This window comes from Photobacterium atrarenae, assembly GCF_024380015.1.
In the GTDB taxonomy this organism is placed as follows: domain Bacteria; phylum Pseudomonadota; class Gammaproteobacteria; order Enterobacterales; family Vibrionaceae; genus Photobacterium; species Photobacterium atrarenae.
Genome location: NZ_CP101508.1, coordinates 3,235,321 through 3,261,552, shown reverse-complemented (window position 1 = coordinate 3,261,552; position 26,232 = coordinate 3,235,321). Strand labels below are relative to the sequence as shown.

General features: G+C 52.6%; 22 protein-coding genes and 4 tRNA genes. 23 read left to right on the top strand and 3 right to left on the bottom strand.

All coding sequences use genetic code 11. The features are described 5' to 3' along the window. Positions 1 to 13: 13 nt before the first annotated feature. From murB to rpoC, 16 genes are all read left to right on the top strand, one after another. A complete protein-coding gene (gene murB / locus NNL38_RS15180) occupies positions 14 to 1,054 on the top strand; it encodes a UDP-N-acetylmuramate dehydrogenase (protein WP_255388831.1) in 1,041 nt (346 codons plus the stop codon). Next, complete coding sequence (birA, locus tag NNL38_RS15175; protein WP_255388830.1) at positions 1,051 to 2,013, top strand: bifunctional biotin--[acetyl-CoA-carboxylase] ligase/biotin operon repressor BirA; 963 nt, start codon at positions 1,051 to 1,053, stop codon at positions 2,011 to 2,013. The genes murB and birA overlap by 4 nt, the downstream gene beginning before the upstream one ends. Continuing rightward, positions 2,013 to 2,744: a type III pantothenate kinase gene (locus NNL38_RS15170; RefSeq protein WP_255388829.1), complete on the top strand. Its 732-nt coding sequence runs from the start codon at positions 2,013 to 2,015 to the stop codon at positions 2,742 to 2,744. Before birA ends, NNL38_RS15170 begins: the two co-directional genes overlap by 1 nt. Before the next feature lie 96 nt (positions 2,745 to 2,840). Next, positions 2,841 to 2,916, top strand: a tRNA-Thr gene (locus NNL38_RS15165). 36 nt (positions 2,917 to 2,952) lie between these two features. Further along, positions 2,953 to 3,037 (top strand) — tRNA-Tyr (locus NNL38_RS15160). Between the two features lie 38 nt (positions 3,038 to 3,075). After that, positions 3,076 to 3,150, top strand: a tRNA-Gly gene (locus NNL38_RS15155). A gap of 12 nt (positions 3,151 to 3,162) precedes the next feature. Further along, positions 3,163 to 3,238, top strand: a tRNA-Thr gene (locus NNL38_RS15150). Positions 3,239 to 3,340: 102 nt separating this feature from the next. Continuing rightward, the gene (gene tuf / locus NNL38_RS15145; RefSeq protein WP_255388828.1) at positions 3,341 to 4,525 is read left to right on the top strand and encodes an elongation factor Tu; all 1,185 of its coding nucleotides are present in this window, start codon (positions 3,341 to 3,343) and stop codon (positions 4,523 to 4,525) included. 216 nt (positions 4,526 to 4,741) lie between these two features. Beyond that, complete coding sequence (gene secE, locus NNL38_RS15140) at positions 4,742 to 5,119, top strand: preprotein translocase subunit SecE (protein ID WP_255388827.1); 378 nt, start codon at positions 4,742 to 4,744, stop codon at positions 5,117 to 5,119. An 11-nt stretch (positions 5,120 to 5,130) separates the two neighbouring features. Then, entirely contained in the window at positions 5,131 to 5,676 is a 546-nt protein-coding gene (gene nusG / locus NNL38_RS15135; protein ID WP_255388826.1) for a transcription termination/antitermination protein NusG, read from the top strand. 120 nt (positions 5,677 to 5,796) lie between these two features. After that, a complete protein-coding gene (rplK, locus tag NNL38_RS15130) occupies positions 5,797 to 6,225 on the top strand; it encodes a 50S ribosomal protein L11 (protein WP_036817329.1) in 429 nt (142 codons plus the stop codon). 4 nt (positions 6,226 to 6,229) lie between these two features. Further along, complete coding sequence (gene rplA / locus NNL38_RS15125) at positions 6,230 to 6,934, top strand: 50S ribosomal protein L1 (protein WP_255388825.1); 705 nt, start codon at positions 6,230 to 6,232, stop codon at positions 6,932 to 6,934. Positions 6,935 to 7,187: 253 nt separating this feature from the next. Next, on the top strand, positions 7,188 to 7,682 hold the full coding sequence (rplJ, locus tag NNL38_RS15120) for a 50S ribosomal protein L10 (RefSeq protein ID WP_255388824.1): 495 nt from the start codon (positions 7,188 to 7,190) through the stop codon (positions 7,680 to 7,682). A gap of 61 nt (positions 7,683 to 7,743) precedes the next feature. After that, on the top strand, positions 7,744 to 8,112 hold the full coding sequence (rplL, locus tag NNL38_RS15115) for a 50S ribosomal protein L7/L12 (protein WP_255388823.1): 369 nt from the start codon (positions 7,744 to 7,746) through the stop codon (positions 8,110 to 8,112). Between the two features lie 223 nt (positions 8,113 to 8,335). Continuing rightward, positions 8,336 to 12,361 carry a DNA-directed RNA polymerase subunit beta gene (gene rpoB / locus NNL38_RS15110; RefSeq protein ID WP_255388822.1) on the top strand — a complete coding sequence of 1,342 codons (4,026 nt, stop codon included), beginning with the start codon at positions 8,336 to 8,338 and terminating at the stop codon, positions 12,359 to 12,361. Between the two features lie 100 nt (positions 12,362 to 12,461). Beyond that, positions 12,462 to 16,679 (top strand): DNA-directed RNA polymerase subunit beta', encoded by a 4,218-nt coding sequence (gene rpoC, locus NNL38_RS15105; RefSeq protein ID WP_255388821.1) that lies wholly within the window; start codon positions 12,462 to 12,464, stop codon positions 16,677 to 16,679. Between the two features lie 256 nt (positions 16,680 to 16,935). Here rpoC and rsd read toward each other — a convergent pair whose 3' ends face one another. Beyond that, on the bottom strand, positions 16,936 to 17,418 hold the full coding sequence (rsd, locus tag NNL38_RS15100; RefSeq protein WP_255388820.1) for a sigma D regulator: 483 nt from the start codon (positions 17,416 to 17,418) through the stop codon (positions 16,936 to 16,938). A gap of 148 nt (positions 17,419 to 17,566) precedes the next feature. Here rsd and nudC point away from each other — a divergent pair, with 148 nt between their 5' ends. The 4 genes from nudC to hemE all read left to right on the top strand — a co-directional run bounded on the left by nudC (position 17,567) and on the right by hemE (position 21,332). Continuing rightward, the gene (gene nudC / locus NNL38_RS15095) at positions 17,567 to 18,325 is read left to right on the top strand and encodes an NAD(+) diphosphatase (protein ID WP_255388819.1); all 759 of its coding nucleotides are present in this window, start codon (positions 17,567 to 17,569) and stop codon (positions 18,323 to 18,325) included. A gap of 137 nt (positions 18,326 to 18,462) precedes the next feature. Next, the gene (locus NNL38_RS15090; protein WP_255388818.1) at positions 18,463 to 18,951 is read left to right on the top strand and encodes a hypothetical protein; all 489 of its coding nucleotides are present in this window, start codon (positions 18,463 to 18,465) and stop codon (positions 18,949 to 18,951) included. Between the two features lie 4 nt (positions 18,952 to 18,955). After that, positions 18,956 to 19,726 carry a hypothetical protein gene (locus tag NNL38_RS15085; protein WP_255388817.1) on the top strand — a complete coding sequence of 257 codons (771 nt, stop codon included), beginning with the start codon at positions 18,956 to 18,958 and terminating at the stop codon, positions 19,724 to 19,726. A gap of 538 nt (positions 19,727 to 20,264) precedes the next feature. Continuing rightward, positions 20,265 to 21,332: a uroporphyrinogen decarboxylase gene (gene hemE / locus NNL38_RS15080; RefSeq protein WP_255388816.1), complete on the top strand. Its 1,068-nt coding sequence runs from the start codon at positions 20,265 to 20,267 to the stop codon at positions 21,330 to 21,332. Positions 21,333 to 21,403: 71 nt separating this feature from the next. Here the strand turns inward: hemE and NNL38_RS15075 are convergent, their stop codons facing one another. Continuing rightward, the gene (locus tag NNL38_RS15075) at positions 21,404 to 22,000 is read right to left on the bottom strand and encodes a uracil-DNA glycosylase family protein (RefSeq protein WP_255388815.1); all 597 of its coding nucleotides are present in this window, start codon (positions 21,998 to 22,000) and stop codon (positions 21,404 to 21,406) included. Positions 22,001 to 22,170: 170 nt separating this feature from the next. On the opposite strand from NNL38_RS15075, the gene NNL38_RS15070 reads away from it, so the two are divergent. Together NNL38_RS15070 and brnQ are read left to right on the top strand one after the other, a co-directional pair. Beyond that, a complete protein-coding gene (locus NNL38_RS15070; protein ID WP_255388814.1) occupies positions 22,171 to 22,758 on the top strand; it encodes a YjaG family protein in 588 nt (195 codons plus the stop codon). Between the two features lie 485 nt (positions 22,759 to 23,243). Next, positions 23,244 to 24,560 (top strand): branched-chain amino acid transport system II carrier protein, encoded by a 1,317-nt coding sequence (brnQ, locus tag NNL38_RS15065; RefSeq protein WP_255388813.1) that lies wholly within the window; start codon positions 23,244 to 23,246, stop codon positions 24,558 to 24,560. A 99-nt stretch (positions 24,561 to 24,659) separates the two neighbouring features. On the opposite strand, the gene NNL38_RS15060 is transcribed toward brnQ, so the two are convergent. Continuing rightward, on the bottom strand, positions 24,660 to 25,718 hold the full coding sequence (locus NNL38_RS15060) for a CNNM domain-containing protein (protein ID WP_255388812.1): 1,059 nt from the start codon (positions 25,716 to 25,718) through the stop codon (positions 24,660 to 24,662). 227 nt (positions 25,719 to 25,945) lie between these two features. Here NNL38_RS15060 and hupA point away from each other — a divergent pair, with 227 nt between their 5' ends. Continuing rightward, a complete protein-coding gene (hupA, locus tag NNL38_RS15055; protein WP_255388811.1) occupies positions 25,946 to 26,218 on the top strand; it encodes a nucleoid-associated protein HU-alpha in 273 nt (90 codons plus the stop codon). The last annotated feature ends 14 nt before the right edge of the window (positions 26,219 to 26,232 follow it).

Here is a 26,232-nt window from a genome sequence, read left to right as displayed (position 1 = left end):
GTTCGGTATTGGCATGAAAGTTTTGCAAGAAAGGTCTCTGGCACCTTTTCACACCTTTGGGATTGAAGTTCAGGCTCAACAGATCCTGGTTGCCGAAACGGCAGCGGATTTAGTGGCGATTTGGCAGGATGAGCAATACCGAACCTTGCCGAAACTGATTGTCGGACAAGGCAGCAATTTACTGTTTTGTGAAGATTTCGCCGGGGTGATTGTTCTGAACCGGATTGCCGGGATCACAGTAACGGAAACTGAGTCTGCTTATCTGCTTCATATTGGTGCCGGGGAAGACTGGCATCAGCTGGTATGCGAGACCATTGCGCGCAATATGCCGGGATTGGAAAACCTGGCCTTGATCCCGGGGTGCGTCGGCTCATCCCCCATCCAGAATATCGGTGCCTACGGGGTTGAACTCAAAGATATCTGTCAGTATGTCGATACGGTAGAGCTGGCTACAGGGGAGGCGCACCGGCTGTCGGCACAAGCGTGTCAGTTTGGCTATCGTGATTCAGTGTTCAAACATGCGCTGAAAGATAGTCATGCGATTGTTGCGGTTGGACTTGCCCTGCCAAAAGCCTGGCAGCCTAACATTAGCTACGGTCCACTCGCAAAGTTTGATCCCGAAACGGTCTCTGCGAAAGAGATTTTCGAAGCGGTCTGTCAGGTACGCCGGGCCAAGTTGCCAGACCCCGCAGTGCTGGGTAATGCCGGCAGCTTTTTTAAGAATCCGGTGGTTACCCAAGCCCGGCGAGATACCTTGCTTGCTCAGTTTCCGAGTCTGCCCAGCTATGAAATGGCTGATGGGTCGTGCAAGTTAGCCGCGGGATGGCTGATTGATCAGTGTGGCCTGAAAGGTTACCAGGTCGGAGGGGCGAAAGTGCATGAGCAGCAGGCCCTGGTCCTGGTGAATGCCGGCGGAGCCAGTGCCCAGGATGTGCTGACGTTGGCTTCAGATGTGGTCTGTGCCGTACAGCAGACCTTTGGTGTAACCTTGGAACATGAAGTAAGGTTTATGGCTGCAGGCCAGGAGACATACTTAGAGGAGATGTTGCCATGAAAGAGCATGGAACGCGTTTGGCCTTAGTGGCTCAGCTGGCTGATGGCCAATTTCACTCCGGGGAAGCGCTGGGGCAGGCGATTGGGATCTCCCGTGCAGCGATCAGTAAACATATCAAAGTGTTGCAAAGCTGGGGGCTCGATATTTTTCGGGTGCAAGGAAAAGGATACAGCCTTGTATCAAAATTAGACTTGCTCAATTGCGATAAGATCCAGGCTCAGGTAAAGTGCCCGAGCTTAGATCTCATTCCTGTGATTGACTCGACCAACCAATATATGCTGGACAGGGTCGGCCAGTTACCCCGGGGGGCTGTGTGTCTGGCTGAGTATCAGGAAGCCGGACGTGGTCGTCGTGGTCGGCAGTGGCTCTCTCCTTTTGGCAGTAATCTGTACCTGTCTATGTACTGGCGTTTAGATGCTGGAATGGCGGCAGCGATGGGCCTCAGCTTGGTTGTCGGTGTCGCGATTGCCGAAGCGCTGCAGTCGCTGGGGGCGGATGAAGTAAAAGTCAAATGGCCCAACGACCTTTATTACCGGGATCAGAAACTGGCCGGGATCCTGATTGAGATGACCGGGCAGGCAGGTGAGGCCGCGCATCTGGTGATCGGGATGGGCTTGAATGTTGCCATGCGGGAGCAGGAAGGCACGGCGATCGGCCAGGCCTGGGCTAATCTGGAGCAAGCTTGTTCGGCATTGCCGGAGCGTAACTTGCTGGCCGCGACACTGATTCAGCGGATGCAAGAGACTTTAGAGCACTATGAGCAAGTCGGGCTGGATGGTTTTGTCGAGCGCTGGAATCGTATAGATAATTATTTGGATCGCCCTGTAAAGTTGTTGATCGGTGAACGCGTAGTAGAAGGAGTTGCTCGCGGTATCAATAGTCAGGGGGCGCTGTTATTGGAAACCGAGCAGGGGATCACACCTTATATCGGTGGAGAAATCAGCCTCAGAGGTTGTTAATGCAATTATTAATCGAAGCGGGTAACACCTATGTCAAAGTTGCCCAGTTATTTGATAACGGTGACTTTGAGCTGCTGGGGCGTTACCCGAGCCGGAAGTTGGAGATGGTGTTAGAGCCGCTGTTAGATAAGGAAATTAACAGGATCGTCTTTGCCAGTGTCGGGCCGTTTGAAGTGGATAACTCGATCCAGCGGATTGCGCAGCTGGCGAATATCCCGGTGATGCAGGTCAAAACCCTGCGCAAAGACTTCGGGGTGAAGAACGCCTATACCGAATATCAGTACCTGGGGGTGGATCGTTGGCTGACGCTGGTAGCCATTCGCCAGGAGTTTAAAGCGCCGACAGTCATTATCGATATCGGTACCGCTTTAACCTTTGATGTATTATCGGAAGACGGCAAACACCTGGGGGGGTGGATTGCACCGGGCTACCAACTGATGATGAAATCAGTTCTGGAAAATACCACCAAGGTGTTCTCCGATCATGAACACAGCGACGAATTGACTTTTGCAGACAACACGGCAGACGGATTAAAGAATGGTTGCCGGGCAGCTTTGGTCGGACTGATCGAGTATGGCCTGGGACAGGCGCGCGAGAAATTGAAAACCGAGCCGGAAGTGATTTTGTGTGGGGGCGGTGTCCGCCATTTGCCGGTGTCTTGGGCGAAGTCCTATCGCCGACGCTCGGATCTGGTGCTGGAAGGCCTGGCTTTGTATGCAAAATGTCGCTAATGGTTAAAATTACATCGTTCAAGGTGAAAACAAAAAAAAATAGCCTTTAGGGTATTGCAAGCGATGCCATCATTCTCTAGAATGCGCAGCACTTACGCCGACTTAGCTCAGTAGGTAGAGCAACTGACTTGTAATCAGTAGGTCACCAGTTCGATTCCGGTAGTCGGCACCACTTTCTCCTAGATGAGTGAAAGTGTAGTAAAAATCTGGAGGGGTTCCCGAGTGGCCAAAGGGAGCAGACTGTAAATCTGCCGGCACTGCCTTCGATGGTTCGAATCCGTCCCCCTCCACCATTTTCAAATGATTGATAGCTTGACGAGTTACGAGTTTAGCGGGCATCGTATAATGGCTATTACCTCAGCCTTCCAAGCTGATGATGCGGGTTCGATTCCCGCTGCCCGCTCCACACTTCTTGTGTGCTGATATAGCTCAGTCGGTAGAGCGCACCCTTGGTAAGGGTGAGGTCGGCGGTTCAAATCCGCCTATCAGCACCACTCTCCTCAAGTCACGTCAATTCTTTTGATATATACTCTACAAACCCATGATTGGTTGTGTGGTCGTAATGCCACCAAATACCGTGCCTAGAGGGACTATCCATGTCTAAAGAAAAATTTGAACGTACTAAACCGCACGTTAACGTTGGTACTATCGGCCACGTTGACCACGGTAAAACGACTCTGACTGCAGCTATCTGTACTACTCTGGCTAAAGTTTACGGCGGTGAAGCAAAAGACTTCGCATCGATCGATAATGCGCCGGAAGAGCGTGAGCGCGGTATCACCATCGCAACTTCTCACGTTGAGTACGACACGCCATCTCGTCACTACGCACACGTAGACTGCCCAGGACACGCGGATTATGTTAAAAACATGATCACCGGTGCTGCGCAGATGGACGGTGGTATCCTGGTTGTTGCTGCAACTGATGGCCCTATGCCTCAGACTCGTGAGCACATCCTGCTGGGTCGTCAGGTTGGTATCCCTTACATCATCGTATTCATGAACAAGTGTGACATGGTTGATGATGAAGAGCTGCTAGAGCTGGTTGAAATGGAAGTTCGTGAACTGCTGTCTGAGTACGACTTCCCAGGTGACGACTGCCCAGTAATCATGGGTTCTGCTCTGGGCGCCCTGAACGGCGAGAAAGAGTGGGAAGACAAGATCGTTGAGTTGGCTGAAGCACTTGACAACTACATCCCAGAGCCAGAGCGTGCGATCGATCTGCCATTCATCCTGCCAATCGAAGACGTATTCTCAATCCAGGGCCGTGGTACTGTTGTAACTGGTCGTGTTGAGCAAGGTATCATCACTGTTGGTGACGAAGTAGAAATCGTTGGTATCAAAGAGACGACAACGACGACTTGTACTGGCGTTGAAATGTTCCGTAAACTTCTGGACGAAGGCCGTGCCGGTGAGAACGTTGGTGTTCTGCTGCGTGGTACGAAGCGTGACGAAGTTGAGCGTGGTCAAGTACTGGCGAAGCCAGGTTCTATCACTCCGCACACAACTTTCGAGTCTGAAGTATACGTGCTGTCTAAAGACGAAGGTGGCCGCCATACGCCGTTCTTCAAAGGCTACCGTCCACAGTTCTACTTCCGTACAACTGACGTGACTGGTACTATCGAGCTGCCAGAAGGCGTTGAGATGGTAATGCCAGGCGACAACATCAAGATGGTTGTGACATTGATCGCACCAATCGCGATGGACGAAGGTCTGCGCTTCGCAATCCGTGAAGGTGGCCGTACCGTTGGTGCTGGTGTTGTAGCTAAGATCGTTGAATAATATTTGACGACTAGGTACTAAAAAGGGCATCATTTGATGCCCTTTTTCTGCGTTTGAGCAATTTTCTGTTTGTTTTTTGGTCGAAAATGCAGAAAAGCAGTTCACTGATATGAAGTTTTCGTATTGTAATTAAAGCCTTAGTGCTTTCCTTCATTTATGGCCTCGCACTTGCGGGGTTATTTTCGTCTATATTGAGACTAGTTACAGGTTGGTTGTATGAAAGCGAATGCCGAAAACCAAAGCAGCTCAAGCAGTATGGATGGCCTGAAGTGGGTCGTTGTATTTGCGCTGCTCGCTGCCGCTGTGGTTGGTAATTACCTGTACAGTGATGTTTCCGTGGTGATCCGCGCTGCTGCTGTAGTTGTCCTCGTGGCGGCTGCTGGTGGTATTGCGGCACTTACGGCAAAAGGTAAAACCGCGATTACGTTTGCCCGTGAATCGCGCATGGAAGTCCGCAAGGTAGTATGGCCTACTCGTCAGGAAGCTACGCAGACAACCTTTATCGTTTTAGCTGTCACTGTCATTATGGCGTTAGCCTTGTGGGGTATCGACGGCATCATGGTCCGTCTAGTCCGCCTAGTTACCGGTGTGTGAGGTAAGAGTTCATGAGCGAAGCTCCAAAAAAACGATGGTATGTCGTGCAGGCTTTTTCTGGTTTTGAAGGCCGTGTTGCACAATCACTGCGTGAGCATATCAAAATGCATGGCATGGAAGACTACTTTGATGAGGTGCTGGTACCGACAGAGGAAGTAGTCGAGATGCGTGCAGGCCAGCGCCGCAAAAGTGAACGTAAGTTCTTCCCTGGCTATGTGCTGGTTCAGATGGTGATGAACGATGAAACTTGGCATCTGGTTCGTAGCATCCCTCGTGTAATGGGCTTCATCGGCGGTACTTCAGATCGCCCGGCGCCTATCTCGGATAAAGAAGCGGATGCGATTCTGAACCGTCTGCAACAGGCGAGCGAATCTCCTGTGCATAAAACGGTCTTTGAGCCGGGTGAAGTTATCCGTGTTACGGACGGCCCGTTTGCCGACTTTAACGGTGTGGTTGAAGAAGTGGATTACGACAAGAGCCGCCTGAAGGTGTCTGTATCGATCTTCGGCCGTGCGACACCGGTAGAACTTGAGTTCGGCCAGGTTGAAAAAAGCTGATCAATAAATAGTCAGCAGGTGTTGTCAAGGGCGTGAAATTGGACTACAATTTCGCGCCCTTTCGTTAGACGGGGAGTCTATCTCTGATAGACGTTTGAACCCAAAATAAGGTAAATAGCAATGGCTAAAAAAGTAGAAGCTTACATCAAGCTGCAAGTTGCAGCTGGTGCAGCAAACCCAAGTCCACCGGTTGGTCCTGCTCTGGGTCAGCACGGTGTGAACATCATGGAATTCTGTAAAGCGTTCAACGCGAAGACTGACTCTATCGAGAAAGGTCTGCCGATTCCAGTTGTTATTACAGTATACAACGACCGTTCTTTCACGTTCGTAACTAAAACTCCACCTGCTGCTGTTCTGCTGAAGAAAGCTGCTGGCGTTAAGTCTGGCTCAGGCCGTCCTAACACTGAAAAAGTGGGTACTGTGACTGACGCTCAGATCCAAGAGATCGCAGAAACTAAAGCTGCGGACATGACTGGTGCTGATATCGAAGCGATGAAGCGTTCGATTGCCGGTACTGCTCGTTCAATGGGTCTGGTAGTAGAGGGTTAAGACAATGGCAAAACTAACTAAGCGCATGCGCGTAATCCGTGAGAAAGTAGATGTTTCTCGCGAGTACGACATCAACGAAGCTGTTGCTCTTCTGAAAGAACTGGCTACTGCTAAATTCAACGAAAGTGTTGACGTTGCTGTTAATCTTGGCATTGATGCACGTAAATCTGACCAGAACGTTCGTGGCGCGACTGTCCTGCCACACGGTACTGGCCGTGACATCCGCGTAGCGGTATTCACTCAGGGTGCAAACGCAGAAGCTGCCAAAGAAGCTGGTGCTGACCTGGTTGGTATGGAAGATCTGGCTGAGCAGGTTAAGAAAGGCGAGATGAACTTCGACGTTGTAATTGCATCTCCAGATGCAATGCGTGTTGTTGGTCAGCTGGGTACTATTCTTGGTCCTCGCGGTCTGATGCCAAACCCGAAAGTTGGTACTGTAACGCCAAACGTTGCTGAAGCGGTTAAGAACGCGAAAGCAGGCCAGGTTCGTTACCGTAACGACAAAAACGGCATCATCCACACCACTATTGGTAAAGTGGACTTCGATGCTGCGCAACTGAAAGAGAACCTAGAGTCTCTGCTGGTTGCTCTGAAGAAAGCGAAGCCTTCTTCAGCGAAAGGTACTTTCATCAAGAAAGTAAGCATCTCCACCACTATGGGTGCAGGTGTGGCGCTAGACCAGAACACTCTGGAAACTAACGCACAGTAATTTGCAGAAGCGCGTAATTCGTGTATAATTCGCGCTTCCGAATTCATGGCTGAGGCTGAATTGCTTGATGTAATTCAGCCTTCGTCAAAGACCGTAGGTGTTCTTCGGAACTTAATATGACCTACGTAGACGGTGCCAGAACATGATTGATGTATGTCTTTCTTGGATCTGCGCCGTAAGAACTCTCCTGCCATAGTGGCAGTGAGTGGTGTAATGTCCGGGGGAACCCGGCTTAAATCCAGGAGCAAATCCAATGGCATTGAACCTTCAAGACAAAAAAGCAATTGTTGCTGAAGTCAACGAAGCTGCCAATGGTGCCCTGTCTGCAGTTGTTGCTGACTCTCGTGGCGTTGCTGTGGGTGCGATGACTTCTCTGCGTAAACAAGCTCGTGAAAACGGCGTTTACCTGAAAGTTGTTCGTAATACCCTGGCTCGTCGTGCAGTGGAAGGTACTGACTTCGAATGTCTGACTGAGACATTTGTTGGTCCTACACTGATTGGTTTCTCTAATGAGCACCCAGGTGCTGCCGCGCGTCTGTTCAAAGACTTCGCGAAAGAGAACAAAGAATTCGAGATCAAATCTGCTGCATTCGAAGGCGCTGTTGCCGACGTTGAAGTACTAGCGACTCTACCAACTTACGACGAAGCGATTGCACGTCTGATGATGTGCATGAAAGAAGCGTCTGCTGGCAAGCTGGTCCGTACTATCGCAGCTGTTCGCGATCAGAAAGAAGAAGCTGCGGCTTAATTGCCCTTGCTTTCACCTGGTTGCTACTTAAACTAATTGTTGACTTTAAAAGAGAATTGTTATGTCTATCACTAACGAGCAAATCCTAGACGCAGTTGCAGAAATGTCTGTAATGCAAGTTGTTGAGCTGATCGAAGCTATGGAAGAGAAATTCGGTGTTACTGCTGCAGCTGCAGTTGTAGCAGGCGGCGCAGCAGCAGGTGAAGCTGCTGAAGAGCAAACTGAATTCGACGTAATCCTGACTTCTGCTGGCGGTAACAAAGTTGCTGTAATCAAAGCAGTACGTGGCGCAACTGGCCTGGGTCTGAAAGAAGCGAAAGCTCTGGTTGACGGCGCTCCAGCACCTCTGAAAGAAGGTATCGAGAAAGACGAAGCTGAAGCTCTGAAAGCTCAACTTGAAGAAGCTGGTGCTTCTGTTGAAGTTAAGTAATAATTACTTAATTTCTTAGCCTGGAAAGGCTAATGGCTGGTGGCTAAATAGCCACCGGCCTTTTTGCGCTGTAGGGTAGTGGTGTTTTTCACATTGTTTTGCGACCACGTCCCGTGCAAAAAACAGTATTCAACGGAATGCTGAACCTACAATAAACAGTGTTATTAGTCACTGCCTCTTACTCGAGGTAGTTTGGATCACTTATCAGCGATCTGAGGAACCTATGGTTTACTCTTATACCGAGAAAAAGCGTATCCGTAAGGATTTTGGTAAGCGTCCACAAGTATTGGATGTACCTTACTTGCTGTCGATCCAGCTTGAGTCTTTTGATAAGTTCATCGAGCAGGATCCGGAAGGGCATTACGGTCTAGAAGCTGCCTTTCGTTCTGTTTTCCCAATTCAGAGCTATAACGGCAATTCCGAGCTGCAATACGTTAGCTATCGTCTCGGTGAGCCGGTCTTCGATGTTAAAGAATGTCAGATTCGGGGTGTAACTTACTCTGCGCCGCTACGCGTGAAGCTACGTCTTGTCATGTACGATAAAGACGCACCTGCGGGCACTGTCAAAGACATCAAAGAACAAGAAGTTTACATGGGCGAAATTCCGCTCATGACAGATAACGGTACATTCGTTATTAACGGTACCGAGAGGGTTATCGTATCCCAGCTGCACCGTAGCCCGGGTGTCTTCTTCGACAGCGATAAGGGTAAAACCCACTCCTCAGGTAAAGTGCTCTACAATGCACGCGTCATCCCTTACCGTGGCTCATGGTTGGATTTCGAATTTGATCCTAAGGATAACGTATTCGTACGTATCGACCGTCGTCGTAAGCTACCAGCATCAATCATTCTGCGTGCACTAGGCTACAACACCGAGCAGATCCTGGACATGTTCTTCGAGAAAGTGAAGTTCGAAGTTCAGGGTAAATCTTTGGTGATGGAGCTGGTTCCGGAGCGTCTGCGCGGTGAAACTGCCAGCTTTGATATCGAAGCGAACGGTAAGCTCTACGTAGAAAAAGGCCGCCGTATTACGGCCCGTCACATTCGCCAGCTTGGCAAAGACGGTGTCGATCATATCGAAGTGCCTGTTGAATACATTGTTGGCAAAATTGCTTCTCGTGACTATGTGAACGAAGAAACAGGTGAACTGATCGTGGCTGCGAACCAGGAACTGAGCCTGGAAGCGCTGGCACTGTTGTCACAAGCTGGCCACAAGTCACTGGAAGTCCTGTTTACCAATGATCTGGACTTTGGCCCCTACATGTCGGAAACCGTGCGTATTGACAGCACGACTGACCGTCTGAGCGCACTGGTAGAAATCTACCGCATGATGCGTCCGGGCGAGCCGCCGACACGTGAAGCCGCTGAGCAGCTGTTCGAAAGCCTGTTCTTCACCGAAGATCGTTACGATCTGTCTGCCGTAGGCCGGATGAAGTTCAACAGCTCTCTGAACCGTGATGAAACGACTGGCCCGGGTACCCTGGATCATGACGACATCATCGATGTGATGCGTAAGCTGATCGACATCCGTAATGGTAAAGGTGAAGTCGATGATATCGACCACCTGGGCAACCGTCGTATTCGCTCTGTAGGCGAGATGGCAGAAAACCAATTCCGTGTCGGTCTGGTCCGTGTTGAGCGTGCGGTGAAAGAGCGTCTGAGCCTGGGTGACCTTGACAATGTCATGCCTCAGGATCTGATCAACGCGAAGCCAATTTCTGCGGCAGTGAAAGAGTTCTTTGGCTCTTCTCAGCTGTCTCAGTTTATGGATCAGAACAACCCACTGTCAGAAGTTACTCACAAACGTCGTATCTCGGCGCTTGGTCCAGGTGGTCTGACACGTGAACGTGCTGGCTTTGAGGTTCGAGACGTCCACGCAACCCACTACGGTCGCCTGTGTCCTATCGAAACCCCTGAAGGTCCGAACATCGGTCTGATCAACTCACTGTCTGCCTTTGCACAGTGTAATGCTTACGGTTTCCTGGAAACCCCATACCGTAAAGTCATCGACGGCAAGGTAACCGAAGAAATTGATTACCTGTCTGCCATTGAAGAAGGTCACTACGTGATTGCGCAGGCGAACGCCGCGCTGAACGAAGATGGCTCTTTCGCTGACGAACTGATCACCGCTCGCCAGAAAGGTGAATCCGGTCTGCACCCACGCGATCACGTTCAGTACATGGACGTTGCAACCAACCAGGTTGTATCGGTGGCGGCATCCCTGATCCCGTTCCTGGAACACGATGATGCGAACCGTGCCCTGATGGGTGCGAACATGCAACGTCAGGCAGTCCCAACACTGCGTGCAGACAAGCCGCTGGTTGGTACCGGTATCGAGCGTAACGTAGCGGTTGACTCCGGTGTAACAGCCGTAGCCAAACGTGGCGGTATGATCCAGTCGGTGGATGCATCTCGCATCGTTGTGAAAGTCAACGAAGACGAGCTGGTACCAGGCGAAGCCGGTATCGACATCTACAACCTGACCAAGTACACCCGTTCGAACCAGAACACCTGTATCAACCAGCGTCCAACAGTGATGCCGGGTGAGCCGGTTGCGCGTGGCGATGTCCTGGCTGACGGCCCGTCAACTGATCTGGGTGAGCTGGCTCTGGGCCAGAACATGCGTATCGCGTTCATGCCTTGGAACGGTTACAACTTCGAGGATTCCATCCTTGTTTCTGAGCGTGTAGTTCAGGAAGACCGTCTGACCACGATCCACATTCAAGAACTGTCTTGTGTGGCGCGTGATACCAAGCTGGGCGCGGAAGAAATCACAGCCGATATCCCGAACGTGGGTGAAGCTGCGCTGTCGAAGCTGGATGAGTCAGGTATCGTTTACATCGGTGCTGAAGTGAAAGGCGGCGACATCCTGGTTGGTAAGGTGACACCAAAAGGTGAAACTCAGCTGACACCGGAAGAGAAGCTGCTGCGTGCGATCTTCGGTGAGAAAGCGTCTGACGTGAAAGACTCTTCTCTGCGTGTACCGAACTCTGTCTCTGGTACGATTATCGACGTTCAAGTCTTTACCCGCGATGGCGTGGAGAAAGACAAGCGTGCGCTTGAAATCGAAGAGATGCAGCTCAAAGAAGCGAAGAAAGACATCACCGAGGAGTTCCAAATCCTTGAGGGTGGCCTTCTGGCACGTGTTCGCACCCTGCTGCTGGCAGCCGGTTACAGCGAAGACAAACTGCTGTCGATGGATCGCGAAAAACTGTTCGCACAGACGCTGGACGACGAAGCCCAGCAGAACCAGCTGGAGCAGCTGGCCGAGCAGTACGACGAGCTGAAAGCCGAATTCGATAAGAAGTTCGAAACCAAGCGTCGCAAGATCACACAGGGTGATGATCTGGCGCCGGGCGTACTGAAGATCGTTAAGGTTTATCTGGCCGTGAAACGTCGCATCCAGCCGGGTGATAAGATGGCCGGTCGTCACGGTAACAAGGGTGTTATCTCGAAGATTAACCCTGTTGAAGACATGCCGTACGATGAGAAAGGTCAGACGGTTGATATCGTACTGAACCCACTGGGTGTACCGTCTCGTATGAACATCGGTCAGATCCTGGAGACCCACCTGGGTCTGGCAGCGAAAGGTATCGGTGACAAGATCAACGAGATGCTGAAGCAGCAGCAAGAACTACACAAGTTCCGTGAGTTCCTGCAGAAGGTTTACGATCTGGGTGACACACGCCAGAAAGTTGACATTGCTGCCCTGTCAGACGATGAAGTTCGCACCTTGATCCAGAACCTGCGTGGCGGTCTGCCGATTGCGACCCCGGTCTTTGATGGCGCGCCTGAGCCGTCAATCAAAGAGCTGCTGAAGCTGGGTGATCTGCCAGAATCTGGTCAGCTGACTCTGTTTGACGGTCGCACCGGTGACAAGTTTGAGCGTCCTGTAACTGTTGGTTACATGTACATGCTGAAACTGAACCACCTGGTTGATGACAAGATGCACGCCCGTTCTACCGGTTCTTACAGCCTGGTTACTCAGCAGCCGCTGGGTGGTAAAGCACAGTTCGGTGGTCAGCGTTTCGGTGAGATGGAAGTGTGGGCGCTGGAAGCATACGGCGCGGCATATACCCTGCAGGAAATGCTAACCGTTAAGTCGGATGACGTGAACGGCCGTACGAAGATGTATAAGAACATCGTCGATGGCGACCATCGTATGGAACCAGGTATGCCGGAATCGTTCAACGTACTGTTGAAAGAGATCCGCTCGTTGGGTATCAACATCGAGCTGGAAGACGAATAAGCTTAGGTTGGTTACCTATACTTATTAGTCAAACCGGTATAAATATGAAGGCGCCAGAAGACTGGCGCCTTTATGGGTCAACTCCTCACAGGAGCCGAATGTGAAAGACTTACTTAAGTTTCTGAAAGCACAACACAAGACTGAAGAATTTGACGCGATCAAAATCGGTCTTGCGTCACCAGACATGATTCGTTCATGGTCGTTTGGTGAAGTGAAAAAGCCAGAAACCATTAACTACCGTACCTTTAAGCCTGAGCGTGACGGTCTTTTCTGTGCACGTATCTTTGGCCCGGTAAAAGACTACGAGTGTCTTTGTGGCAAATATAAGCGCCTGAAGCACCGTGGTGTGATCTGTGAAAAATGTGGTGTAGAAGTTACGCAGACCAAAGTACGCCGTGAGCGTATGGGTCATATCGAGCTGGCTTCTCCGGTTGCCCACATCTGGTTCCTGAAGTCACTGCCGTCCCGTATCGGCCTGCTGATGGACATGCCACTGCGTGACATCGAGCGTGTACTGTACTTCGAATCTTACGTCGTAATTGAACCAGGCATGACCAACCTTGAGCGTAGCCAGCTGCTGAGCGAAGAGCAGTACCTGGACGCGCTGGAAGAGTGGGGCGACGAATTCGACGCGAAAATGGGCGCCGAAGCGGTGAAAGCATTGCTGGCCAACATGGACCTCAATGCTGAAATCGAACTGATGCGTGAAGAGCTGGAAGAAACCAACTCTGAAACCAAGCGTAAGAAACTGACCAAGCGTTTGAAGCTAGTCGAAGCATTCCTGCAGTCAGGGAACAACCCTGAGTGGATGATCCTGTCTGTTCTGCCAGTTCTGCCGCCGGATCTACGTCCGCTGGTACCGCTGGATGGTGGTCGTTTCGCAACTTCAGATCTGAACGATCTGTACCGTCGTGTGATCAACCGTAACAACCGTCTGAAGCGCCTGCTGGATCTGGCTGCTCCTGATATTATCGTACGTAACGAAAAGCGTATGCTTCAGGAGTCTGTTGATGCATTGCTGGATAACGGTCGTCGCGGCCGAGCGATCACAGGTTCGAACAAGCGTCCTCTGAAATCTTTGGCCGACATGATCAAAGGTAAGCAGGGCCGTTTCCGTCAGAACCTGCTGGGTAAGCGTGTTGACTACTCAGGCCGTTCGGTTATCACCGTAGGTCCATACCTGCGTCTGCACCAGTGTGGTCTTCCGAAGAAGATGGCCCTGGAGCTGTTTAAGCCATTCATCTATGGCAAGCTGGAAACCCGTGGCCTGGCCACGACTATCAAAGCTGCTAAGAAGATGGTCGAGCGCGAAGAAGCGGTTGTTTGGGATATCCTGGACGAAGTTATCCGTGAACACCCAGTGATGCTGAACCGTGCACCAACCCTGCACCGTTTGGGTATCCAGGCATTTGAGCCAGTCCTGATCGAAGGTAAAGCGATCCAGCTGCACCCACTGGTGTGTGCGGCCTATAACGCCGACTTCGATGGTGACCAAATGGCGGTACACGTTCCGCTGACGCTGGAAGCCCAGCTGGAAGCGCGTGCACTGATGATGTCGACCAACAACATCCTGTCGCCAGCGTCTGGTGATCCAATCATCGTCCCTTCTCAGGACGTTGTACTGGGTCTGTACTACATGACGCGTGAAAAAATCAACGCGAAGGGTGAAGGCATGTACCTGGCGGGCTCGGCAGAAGCTGAAAAAGCTTACCGTACCGGCAACGCCGAGCTGCACTCCCGTGTGAAAGTGCGTATCACTGAACACGTGAAAGACGAGCAGGGTAACCTGGTTGCTGACACTAAGCTGGTTGATACCACGGTTGGTCGTGCAATGCTATGGCAAATCGTACCGAAAGGTCTGCCGTACAGCCTGGTCAACACCGAAGCGCTGGGTAAGAAGCAAATTTCTAAGCTGCTGAACACCTGTTACCGTGAGCTGGGCATGAAAGAGACCGTGATTTTTGCGGACCAAATCATGTACACCGGTTTCGCGTACGCAGCCCTGTCTGGTGTGTCTGTTGGTATTGACGATATGGTTGTACCAGAGGCGAAATACACCAAGATCGCTGAAGCTGAAGCAGAAGTTGCTGAAATTCAGGAGCAGTTCCAGTCTGGTCTGGTCACTGCCGGCGAGCGCTACAACAAAGTGATCGATATTTGGGCCACTGCCAACGAGCAGGTTGCCAAGGCGATGATGGATAACCTGTCTTACGACACCGTTATCAACCGCGATGGTGAAGAAGAGCAACAGAAATCGTTCAACAGCGTATACATGATGGCCGACTCGGGTGCGCGTGGTTCTGCCGCTCAGATCCGTCAGCTGGCAGGTATGCGTGGTCTGATGGCCAAGCCGGATGGCTCGATCATCGAAACGCCAATCACTGCGAACTTCCGTGAAGGTCTGAACGTACTGCAGTACTTCATCTCGACTCACGGTGCACGTAAGGGTCTGGCTGATACCGCACTGAAGACCGCGAACTCCGGTTACCTGACTCGTCGTCTGGTAGACGTGGCGCAAGACGTGGTGATCACGTCTGATGACTGTGGTACCCATGAAGGTATCAACATGATGGCGCTGATCGAAGGTGGTGATGTTAAAGAGCCACTGCGTGAGCGTGTTCTGGGTCGTGTGGTTGCTGAAGACGTACTCAAGCCAGGTACTGAAGAAGTGCTTGCGCCGCGTAACACGCTGCTGGATGAGAAGTGGTGTGACATCCTGGAAGAAAACTCTGTTGACCAGGTGAAAGTACGCTCTGTTGTCAGCTGTGAAAACGACTTCGGTTGTTGTCGTAACTGTTACGGCCGTGACTTGGCCCGTGGTCACCTGGTGAACCAAGGTGAAGCGGTCGGTGTTGTTGCTGCACAGTCTATCGGTGAGCCGGGTACCCAGCTGACGATGCGTACGTTCCACATCGGTGGTGCGGCATCTGCGGCTGCGGCTGAAAACAGCATCCAGGTGAAGAACAACGGTTCTCTGAAACTTCAGAATGCCAAGTTCGTGACCAACAACGAAGGCAAGCTGGTGATCACCTCTCGTGCGTCTGAAATGACCATCATTGATGAGTTCGGCCGTACTAAAGAGAACTACAAGCTGCCATATGGTTCTCACCTGACCAAAGGTGACGGCGAGCATGTGAATGCCGGTGAAGTGGTTGCCAACTGGGACCCACATACTATGCCAATCATCACTGAAGTGGCGGGTCGTGTTCAGTTTGTTGACCTGATCGACGGTGTGACCGTTTCTCGCCAGACGGATGAGCTAACCGGTCTGTCTATGATCACGGTACTGGATGCTGCTGAGCGTACCGGTGCGGGTAAAGACATGCGTCCGACCATCAAGCTGGTTGACGAAAACGGTCATGACGTGATGATCGCGGGCACCGAAATGCCAGCACAGTACTTCCTGCCGGGTAAAGCGATTATCCAGTTGGAAGACGGTGCCATGGTTGGTATTGGTGATACGCTGGCGCGTATTCCTCAGGCATCTGGCGGTACGAAAGATATCACCGGTGGTCTGCCACGCGTTGCTGATCTGTTTGAAGCACGTAAGCCGAAAGAGCCTGCAATCCTGGCTGAGATCACAGGTACCGTATCGTTCGGTAAAGAGACCAAAGGTAAGCGTCGCCTGATCATCACCCCTGCAGAAGGAAACGCATACGAAGAGATGGTACCGAAATGGCGCCAGCTGAACGTATTCGAAGGTGAGAAGGTCGAGAAAGGTGATGTGATCGCCGATGGTCCAGAGGCGCCGCACGATATCCTGCGTCTGCGTGGCGTGAACGCTGTTGCAGACTATATCGTGAACGAGGTTCAGGAAGTTTACCGTCTTCAGGGCGTTAAGATTAACGATAAGCACATTGAGACAATCGTTCGTCAGATGCTGCGTAAGGTAACGATCCTGTCTTCCGGTGATTCTGAGTTCCTTCCGGGTGAACAGCTGGAATACTCCCGCGTGACCATCGCGAACCGTAAGCTGGAAGCTGAAGGTAAACTACCAGCAACTTACGAGCGTGATCTGTTGGGTATTACTAAAGCGTCTCTGGCGACTGAGTCGTTCATCTCTGCGGCGTCGTTCCAGGAAACGACTCGCGTACTGACCGAAGCTGCGGTTTCTGGTAAGCGTGATGAGCTACGCGGCCTGAAAGAGAACGTGATCGTGGGTCGTCTGATCCCTGCCGGTACCGGTTTTGCGTACCACCAGGAGCGTCAGCGCAACCGTGATGCAGAGCTGGAGCCAGCAGCACCTCAGGTTGATGCCGAGCAAGCATCGCAAGATCTGGCGGCACTGCTGAATGCCGGCCTGAACGACGAGCACTAATCTCGCGTTTATCGCACTGATTGAAAAGGGTACCTTCGGGTACCCTTTTTATTATCTGTACTTGGCCGCAGGTGCAGACAGGCCGTTGTTCAAAGCTGTCAGCACTGTTTGTTGAGAATTAGGTTTGGTGAGAGCCGGACATTGTGCGATGACCAGCAACAGCATGGCGGTCATGGACAGTGCGTGACGTGCAGGTTTGTTAACCAGCCCGAAACGAGTCAGGCTGGTGGAGGACAGGACTGAGTGCTGGTAAAGCTCAGGCGCCCGGTGGGCAAGCCAGACTTTCGCTGATCAGCTCAATTAATTCGTCTTCCAGCTCAAAGCGTGATTCAATCAATTCACCGACAGCAGACAAGTCGTTATCAAAGTCGGGGATCTCGTCATCTTCTTTGATATCGCCGTAGCGATCCGTGAAATTCAGCAGCGGATCGGTGGTTTCGGTGATCTGGGAGTATAGGGTCGAAATTTCTTCCGTAGGGGAGTAGCCGGTGGCATTCCAGCGGGCCATCACCATGTCATAGATTTTGAAGTGACCTTCAGAGATATAATCGACTAACTGTTGGGAAAAGAGTTGTAGCTGCGCCGCGGTCGGAAGCTGGCGTTGTTTGTGCTCAAAGGGGGGAAGCCCCGCGAGCTTGCAATAGTCGATGAGCAGTTGTTGCCTCGACATCAGCCAGTGATCGATGACATCGCTGGTGCCGCCCCACTGTTGTTGAACTTGCTCGAATTTACTTAGCATGACCATGCCCTCATGATCGGCCAGTATCAATACTGACTAGACTACAGTTGAATCTCTTTAAAAAGAGACCCTTGTCTGACGGATTGACTCCGCGATAAGTTTAGATTGCCAGTAAAAAACTAACCCTGCAAGGATGGATGTAACATTGATGTTAAATAACCAAGAGGCCGCCTATTGGTGCATCGTGAGAGAACGCCAATTATATTTAGAAAATCAAACACTTCCTCTCATGACACCGAAGCAGTTGGTATTTTCTTGCGAGAATGCTCGCTTAATTGGTCATTTTCAGGGGAAGCCGGTGTATTGGCTCGAAGTGACTGAAAGTAATGACCAAGGTAGGTTTTATTCTCAAAGGGAATTACTACATCTGGATGGCGAATTATTCAGCTTGGCCGGTAAGGCGACGCAGTTGTCGCATATGCTCTCCAGCCAGGCGTTTTGCGCCATCTGCGGTGCGCGCTGTGTGCTGGCCCGCCACGAGTTGGCGATGCACTGTCAGGGATGCCAGGCCCATCATTATCCCCGCCTCTCTCCCTGCGTGATCGTGGCAGTACGAAAAGAGAATCAAATTCTGCTGGCGCAACACCCAAGGCATAAAACCGGGATGTATACCGTCATTGCAGGATTTGTCGAAGCCGGCGAAACCCTGGAGCAGTGTGTGGCTCGGGAAGTGATGGAAGAAACCGGGATTGAGATCACCAATATCCGCTATTTCGGCAGTCAGCCGTGGGCGTTTCCCTCCAACCTGATGATGGGGTTTCTGGCCGATTATGCCGGCGGGACACTCAAACCGGACTATACCGAGCTCAGTGATGCGATCTGGGCTGATGCCGCGCACCTGCCACCGTTGGCACCACCGGGTACCATTGCCCGGGCGCTGATCGAGGCGACGATTGAGCTAATGTGATGAGAATAAACTCAATTACACCGTTGTACGATACTGCTTCATATTCCGAATTTCATTTGGGCCAGGTGTAGATGTGAGCGCCAAAATAATATACAACACCGCTCATAAACTTGAAATAAATATGAACTGAGGTTGTTATGAAATATCGTCACATTGCTCTGGTTTTATGTGCTATGTCGCTGGTTGGCGGCGCCAACGCCGCGGGGCTCAAGGTGAAAGCCAAGCAACTGGTGTCTCAGGATGTCGTTGAAAGCGAGGTCGCCCGGGTCCAACAAAAATGTGGGAATGCTGAGCTGAAAGCCAGTATCGACTGGCAAGCTTGGTCCGGGTATGACTATCAGGAAGCACGCGTGGATCCAGTCAACGTGGCGGGCTGGGTTGGTGGTCAGGTTAATAACATTTATGACGATATGGTGGCGCTGTGTACCACCATTGATCATGCCGAGCTGTATAAAGCAGAATTCAGTAAGCTGAAGAAATTGAATTTCAGTGGTCAAAGCAAGATCACTGAGCGTGATACCAGCTTTAGCCTGTCACCGGATGGGACTGAGCTGAATATCAAACTCAACGGGAATGGGACCTACAATAGTAAGTTCGCGAAACTACTGCAGGATGCATGGGGTTGATAAGATGATGGAACGCTTGAAATCTGGTGCCCGGGTCGCGGTTATCGGTTTGGCGCTGGTAGCGGTCGGCGCTCAGGCCGAGCAGCAGGTTTACTCGCTCGATGAGCTCCAGCAACTGGCCCGGCAGCAGGCCTGGACAGAGGTGATCACGCATTTGCAGGATGTCAGTCCGGCAGAGCGGGGAGCGACCTGGCAGACATTGGTTGATCAGGCTGGGGTGGCGTTTCTGAAATCGCTAACGAGCACGGTGAGCCTTGAAGATGTGGTCGGTGTTGGCAAAGGCTTGGCGTTGCAGTACCCGCAGTTGGCGAACAATCGTGAGTTTACCGCTATCTACCTGATGCAGGCTGAGCAATATTACGCGCCATGTTACCGCTACGGGAATGCGGCCTGTACCTATGAGTATGCTCAAACGCTGACTCATTTCTCTGCCCCGGCGGATATGCTGTTCCAGCAGGGGCAACGGTCGCTGAAGCAGGTTTCATCGACCGCATCGGTCCCGTTCTTCGCACCGGCCGTGCAGCGCAATGCCGATTACTGTCAAGAGGCGGATGTGGCGAAAGGCGTGCTGGAGACCTTAGCGTTGCCCAAACACCAGCACTATCAGACGGCGTTAGCTGTTGCGACCCAACACTGCCTGGATCATAAACTGACAGGGGCAGAGGGGTACCTGAAGCATTCCTCTGAAGTACAGGCAGCCTTGTGTCCGTCCTACCTGGCTCAAGGGTATTTAGCCGGGATCACTAAAAAAGTCTGCGAGTTGATTGCGGGCTAACGGATGCAGGCGGTCGATGCCGTCATGTGAGGGCAAAGGAGGCGTGAGCCTCCTTTCTTGATCTTATACTAATCATTGCAAGTAACTGGTCATCCTAGCTTGTTAAAACGCGCGATAACTGCGTTAGGGTTTTTGAATGTAGAATAACTGCTTATCGAAAAATCCCACCTTGTTCTCAAGGATTTTTCCTGCGCTATTTCTGAACACTGACGACTGTGATTGGTATTAGGGCTTCGGAACTTTGCTGGCTGGGGGCTTTGCCGGGTATGGCCATGGCTATATCTGTGCTGTCACTGGCCTGTTTAGGGCATAAAAAAACCCTCCGCGGGGAGGGGTAAGGTGCAGTTATCGTGCTCTGTGACGAGCAATATCATTGTTATTATTGCTAGCGCGCAGATTTTGTACCACGGTAGCGTGTGATGTCGCAAACCCGGTGCGTGGATTGTTGTGATAAACATGATCTGCTTAACAATCGCGCTCTTTTGTTGCCGACCTGGAGTGATACAATACGCCGCAGAATTTACCCAGGGAGTCCCGAATGAGCGAATTAAAGAATGACCGCTACCTACGTGCGCTGCTGAAGCAGCCGGTCGATTGCACCCCAGTGTGGATGATGCGCCAGGCCGGCCGTTATCTGCCGGAGTACCGTGCAACCCGCAGTGTGGCCGGCGACTTCATGTCACTGTGCAAGAATGCTGAGCTGGCGAGTGAAGTGACGCTACAGCCGCTGCGCCGTTTTCCGTTGGATGCTGCCATTCTATTTTCAGATATCCTGACCATTCCGGATGCGATGGGCCTGGGGCTGTATTTCGAAGCCGGTGAAGGACCAAAGTTTGAGCGTCCAATCACCTGCAAGGCCGATGTGGATAAAATTGGCCTGCCGGATCCGGAAGGTGAGTTGCAGTATGTGATGAATGCCGTGCGCCAGATCCGCAAAGATCTGCAGGGCGAAGTGCCTTTGATCGGATTCTCGGGTAGCCCATGGACCCTGGCAACTTATATGGTCGAAGGTGGCAGCTCGAAAGCGTTCACCAAAATCAAGAAGATGATGTACGCCGAGCCGGCGACCTTGCATGCACTGCTGGATAAACTGGCCGATAGTGTGGTTGAGTACCTGAATGCCCAGATCAAAGCCGGTGCCCAGTCGGTGATGGTGTTTGATACCTGGGGTGGCGTGCTGACCCCGCGTGATTACAACGAGTTCTCCCTGCGCTACATGCATAAGATTGTCGACGGGCTGATCCGTGAAAACGATGGTCGCCGCGTCCCGGTCACCCTGTTTACCAAGAATGGCGGCATGTGGCTTGAGCAAATCGCAGCGACCGGCTGTGATGCGGTGGGCCTGGACTGGACTATCAATATTGCCGATGCCAAGCGCCGTGTCGGCGACAAAGTGGCGCTGCAGGGCAACATGGATCCATCCATGCTGTACGCACAACCTGAGCGCATTCGCCAAGAGGTCGCGACGATTCTGGAAGGCTTTGGCCATGGCGGTACCGGCCATGTGTTTAACCTGGGCCACGGGATCCATCTCGATGTACCGCCGGAAAATGCCGGTGTGTTTGTCGAAGCTGTGCACGAGCTGTCGAAGCCGTACCACAAATAACATGTTGTCCGGAGCAACATGATTGAAAAGCCCATGCAGTGGATTGCGTGGGCTTTTTTTATGTCCGAACGTTACCCTTCGGCAATCCCCAGGTGCTGGTGGACATAATCGCGGATATACGGCACCACCTCGGCTTCAAACCATGGGTTTTTCTTCAGCCACAGCGTATTGCGCGGTGAGGGATGAGGCATCGGAATATAGCGCGGCGCCCATTGCCGCCAGACTCTGACGGTCTCGGTCAGGGTTTTGGGCTTGTCCGGGAGGTAGCGTTGCTGGGCATACTGGCCGACCAGCAGGGTCATGCCGACTTCCGGCAACAGCGGCCAGACTTGCGGGTGCCACTGTGGGGCACATTCCGGCCGTGGCGGTAGATCGCCGGACTTGCCTTTACCCGGATAGCACAGCCCCATCGGCATGATGGCGATTTGTTTGGGATCGTAGAAGGTGCCCCGATCCAGTGCCAGCCAGGATCGGAGCCGATCACCGCTCGGATCGTTCCACGGGATCCCGCTCGCATGCACCCGGGTTCCCGGCGCCTGACCGACAATCATCAGCTTGGCGCTGCTGGCTGCCTGGATCACCGGCCGTGGGCCGAGTGGGAGATGATCTTTGCAGATCTCGCAGCGGCGAATTTGATCCAGCAGGTTATCAAGTTGTTGCGATGCCATGGAGGCTCCCTGGTTTACTCTGGTTGGAGGTTAGCAGCCGCGCTCGAAACGATCGGGTTGCGCAGGGGCTGTTGTTTCGAGATGATTAGTACCTTGTGCATTCCTTTTTCCTTTTTCCGACGCGGCGAATCAAGTAAAATCCTATTCAAATCACTACCGCAGATGACTCCATGCTAAAGAATCCTGTTCAGCTTCGTCTAGAAAAATTAGAGCCCTGGCAACATATGACCTTTATGGTTTCCCTGTGCGAGCGGATGTACCCGAATTATGCGTTTTTCTGCCGGGAAACTGAGTTTGCCGATGCCCAGAAATACCGCCTGATCCTCGACAGTATTTGGGAGATCCTGACGGTGAAATCGGCCAAGATCGACTTTGAGAAGCAACTGGAGAAACTTGAAGAGCTGGTCCCGAGCGCTGAAGATTACGATCTGTATGCGGTCAACCCGGCCATTGATGCCTGTATGGCGCTGGCGGATCTGCTTCATGCCCTGCTGGATCGGGATCTGATGCTGGAAACCCTGGTGAAGCTGAGTTCGCTGTCGGCAGAGACGGTGGCAGATCTGGAATTTGCCCAGACCGGGGAGGCGATCAGCAACGACAATCAGAAAGCCAATGAAGCGGTCTGTGCCGAGTGGGATATGCAGTGGGCGATTTTCCGGGCGCTGAAAGAAGCGGAGACGCGTGATATCGAGCTGATCAAAGGCTTGCGTAAAGAGTTGCGCGAAGAGCCGATCAGCAACATCGGGATCGCCCTGTAAAGGCACCTGTTGTCTGAAGTTGACACCCTGGAACGAAGAAGAGCCGTCAGGCTCTTTTTTTATGCGTATCAGGCATCCGAAGGCGCAATACCTTAGTTGTTTACTCTGGTATTTCTTGATTTCCCCAGTCATATTGACCAGCATGCTAGCGGTATCTCAAAGGAATTCACTTACTTCCCGGCTGTGGCTTGTCAGAGCATCGGCCGGGCGTTTATAACTTTAGGGTCATCGGGAAGGTGTATCTTCCTGTTTTTTATCGTCAGCCGGGATCGGGTATGTCATCAACCACATTGACCACTTGCTTGTTCAACCGCAGCCAGCGTGTTGTGGCGGCAAACCTGCTCCTCCTGCTCTCTCTGAAACTTATCCGGGGCTGACAGGCCGAACCATTTTCTGTCAGCCTGAGATGTGCTGGCAGAGTCGTTCCTTCATCTTGACCACTCCCTTGCTCGTACCTTTCAGGCTGACTCCGACAGAGGAAGACTATGTTAAGTGCACGCAACATCGCCGCTTTGGGCTTTATGACGTTTGCCATGTACCTGGGTGCAGGCAATTTGATTTTCCCCCCGTTTCTGGGCTACCAGGCCGGAGAGAACCTGGTTGAAGGGATGCTGGGATTCCTGCTGACCGGGGTTGGCCTGCCGGCATTGGCCCTGGTGATGGTGGCGCTGGTGGGTGGCTCGGATAACCTGACCGCAGTCCTGCCACGCTCGTTGGGCACCAGTTTCTGGGTGATGGTGTTTATCGTCATCGGTCCGGCGTTTGTGATCCCCCGGGCTATCACCGTTGCCTACCAGTTCAGCTTTGCCCCTTTCGTCGGTGACGCTGCCCTGATCCCATTTTCGCTGGTATTTTGTCTGGCTACTGTGATGTTCGCCTTGTACCCCGGCAAGCTGGTAGACACCCTGGGGAAATGGTTGACGCCGATGTTGCTGCTGATCCTGGTGGTGATGGCTGGCGCGGCCTGGTGGTCCCCGGCGGGTGGCGTCGGTGCGGCAACCGGGCCGTATGTATCCGGTGCGCTGGCGGAGGGCCTCACTCAGGGATATATGACTATGGATGCCCTGGGCTCGATCGGGTTTGGCTGGATCATCTTCCGGGCGATTCAGAGTATGGGCGTCAGCTGTCCGAAAGCAACGGCCAAATACACCCTGATCGCAGCCCTGATGTATGCCGTCGCCATGGCGCTGGTTTATATCTCCCTCGCTTATATCGGTGCCACCAGTGCTCAGGGCGGCCAGGACTATAGCAACGGCGGTGAAATTCTGACCGCGTTTACCACGGCGCGGTTTGGCCTGTTCGGCACTCTGTTGCTGGGCGTGGTGATGGTGCTGGCGTGTCTGACCACGGCGATTGGGGTTACCACGGCCGGCAGTGAGTTCTACAGCCGGACATTTGCATCGGTGTCGTACCGTGGCTGTGTCTGGATCACCATGGTGGCCTCGGCGCTGGTGGCGAACATCGGGCTGGACCAGCTGCTGGCGATCACCTTGCCGGCTGTGGTTGCGTTGCATCCGGTGGCCATTGCCTTGCTGATGATTGCGCCGCTGCGACGCGCTTTGTCTCCGGTCGGGGTTGTCGGCACGGTGGCGACAGCGCTGGTTTTCGGTGCCCTGGATGCACTGCATATTCTCGGCGGCATGCCGGCTGAGCTGCAGGCAGTGTTGAGCCGCGAACTGCCGTTGTATGGCTATTATGCCGGCTGGGCCGTTCCGACCGCCCTGGTGTTGGGTGTCGCGGTGGTTGCCAAACAGCTGAAAAGCCGGGGGTTTGCGGTTGCCTTCGATCGGTCGCGCGGTTAAGGCGCGGCGCGGCAAGGTTAACGATAGAAATCAAAAAGGGGCCGCAGGGCCCCTTAGTTATGATGGATATGGATTGCTGCGGATGCCGGCGATAGCGGATCAGGACTCGTCGTCTTTGCTCTCGATCACCCCATGCATTTTCTTCCAACGCTCCCAGCGCTGAAAAGCCAGTTGCTGCATATCGGTATTCTTATCGGCTTCATCCACAATCTCTTCGCCGACCAGGTGTTCAAAGATATCTTCCATGGTTACTAGGCCCTGAACCGTGCCGTATTCATCGACCACCAACACCAGCTGAGAGCGCTCTGTCATCAGCTGCTCAAAGGCCTTGGGCACGCTGGCGGTGTTGAGGACCACCGGGAGCGGGCGCATCAGGGTGCCGAGTTCATAGTTGCCGCGACCGGCCTGGCTTTCGGCAAACAGCTCCAGGCGGTGGACAAAGCCGAGGATGTTATCTTTCTGCTCGCTGTAGACCAGCGGGCGCGAAAACGGGCTGTCTTTGTGTACGGACAGAAATTCATTGATCGGTTGCTCCGCTTCGACCCGGAACAAGACCGGACGTGGGGTCATGATCTTGGTCACGCTGACCTCGCGGAACTGGAGCAGGTTGGCCAGGATCTTTGATTCGCCTTCGGCCAGCTCGCCCGATTCCTTGGCCAGCATCGCCATTGCCGATAGTTCGTCACGCAGCTTAGGTGGCTGGTGACCGTGCGACAGGCGGCGAGTAATTTGCTCCGAGACCCAGACAAACGGGGTCAGGGCCCAGACCATCCAGCGCAGCACACTGGCGGAGGCCGGGGCCAGCTGGCGCCAGTAGGTTGCCCCGATGGTTTTCGGGATGATTTCGGAGAACAGCAGGATACCTATGGTTAAAACGCCGGAGAATACCCCGAGCCACTGACTGCCGAACACCACGGCGGCTTGCGCGCCGGCCGTTGCTGCTCCGATGGTGTGGGCGATGGTATTGAGGGTCAGAATCGATGCCAGTGGACGGTCGATATTTTCTTTCAGGGCTGTCAGGCGGTCAGCCGACGGGTGGCCTTGCTGACGCAGGGTCCCGATATAGCTCGGCGAAATGCTGAGCAGGACGGCTTCAAGAACCGAACAAATGAACGAAACACCAATCGCGATTGCGACGTAAATCGTTAGGAGTATCATGCTTACCTTATGAACAAACAACAGAGTGACAGGTATATTAATCGGTGCGGCGGGGAATAAATACAACTATTTCCGCAGGCCGGTAAGTAACATTTTGTGAACTTGCGCTCAGTTTATGGTTAAAGAGCCCGCACCTAGCCACATCATAGCTGACAAACCTTTGCCACACGGGCTTCTTTTGAATTAGAGTTGATGCGTCTTAAGAAAAACCTTAGAAGGGAAACCTAATGAACAAGACCCAACTGATTGACCTGATCGCTGAAAAAGCAGATCTTTCCAAAGCTCAAGCGAAAGTTGCCCTGGAGTCTACTCTGGACGGTATTGCTGACGCGCTGAAGGAAGGTGACCAGGTTCAACTAATTGGCTTTGGTACATTTAAAGTAAACCACCGCGCTGCGCGTACTGGCCGTAACCCACAAACCGGTCAGGAAATCCAAATCGCTGCGGCGAACGTTCCTGCATTTGTGGCAGGTAAAGCACTGAAAGACTCAGTGAAGTAATCTATACTCCGCCA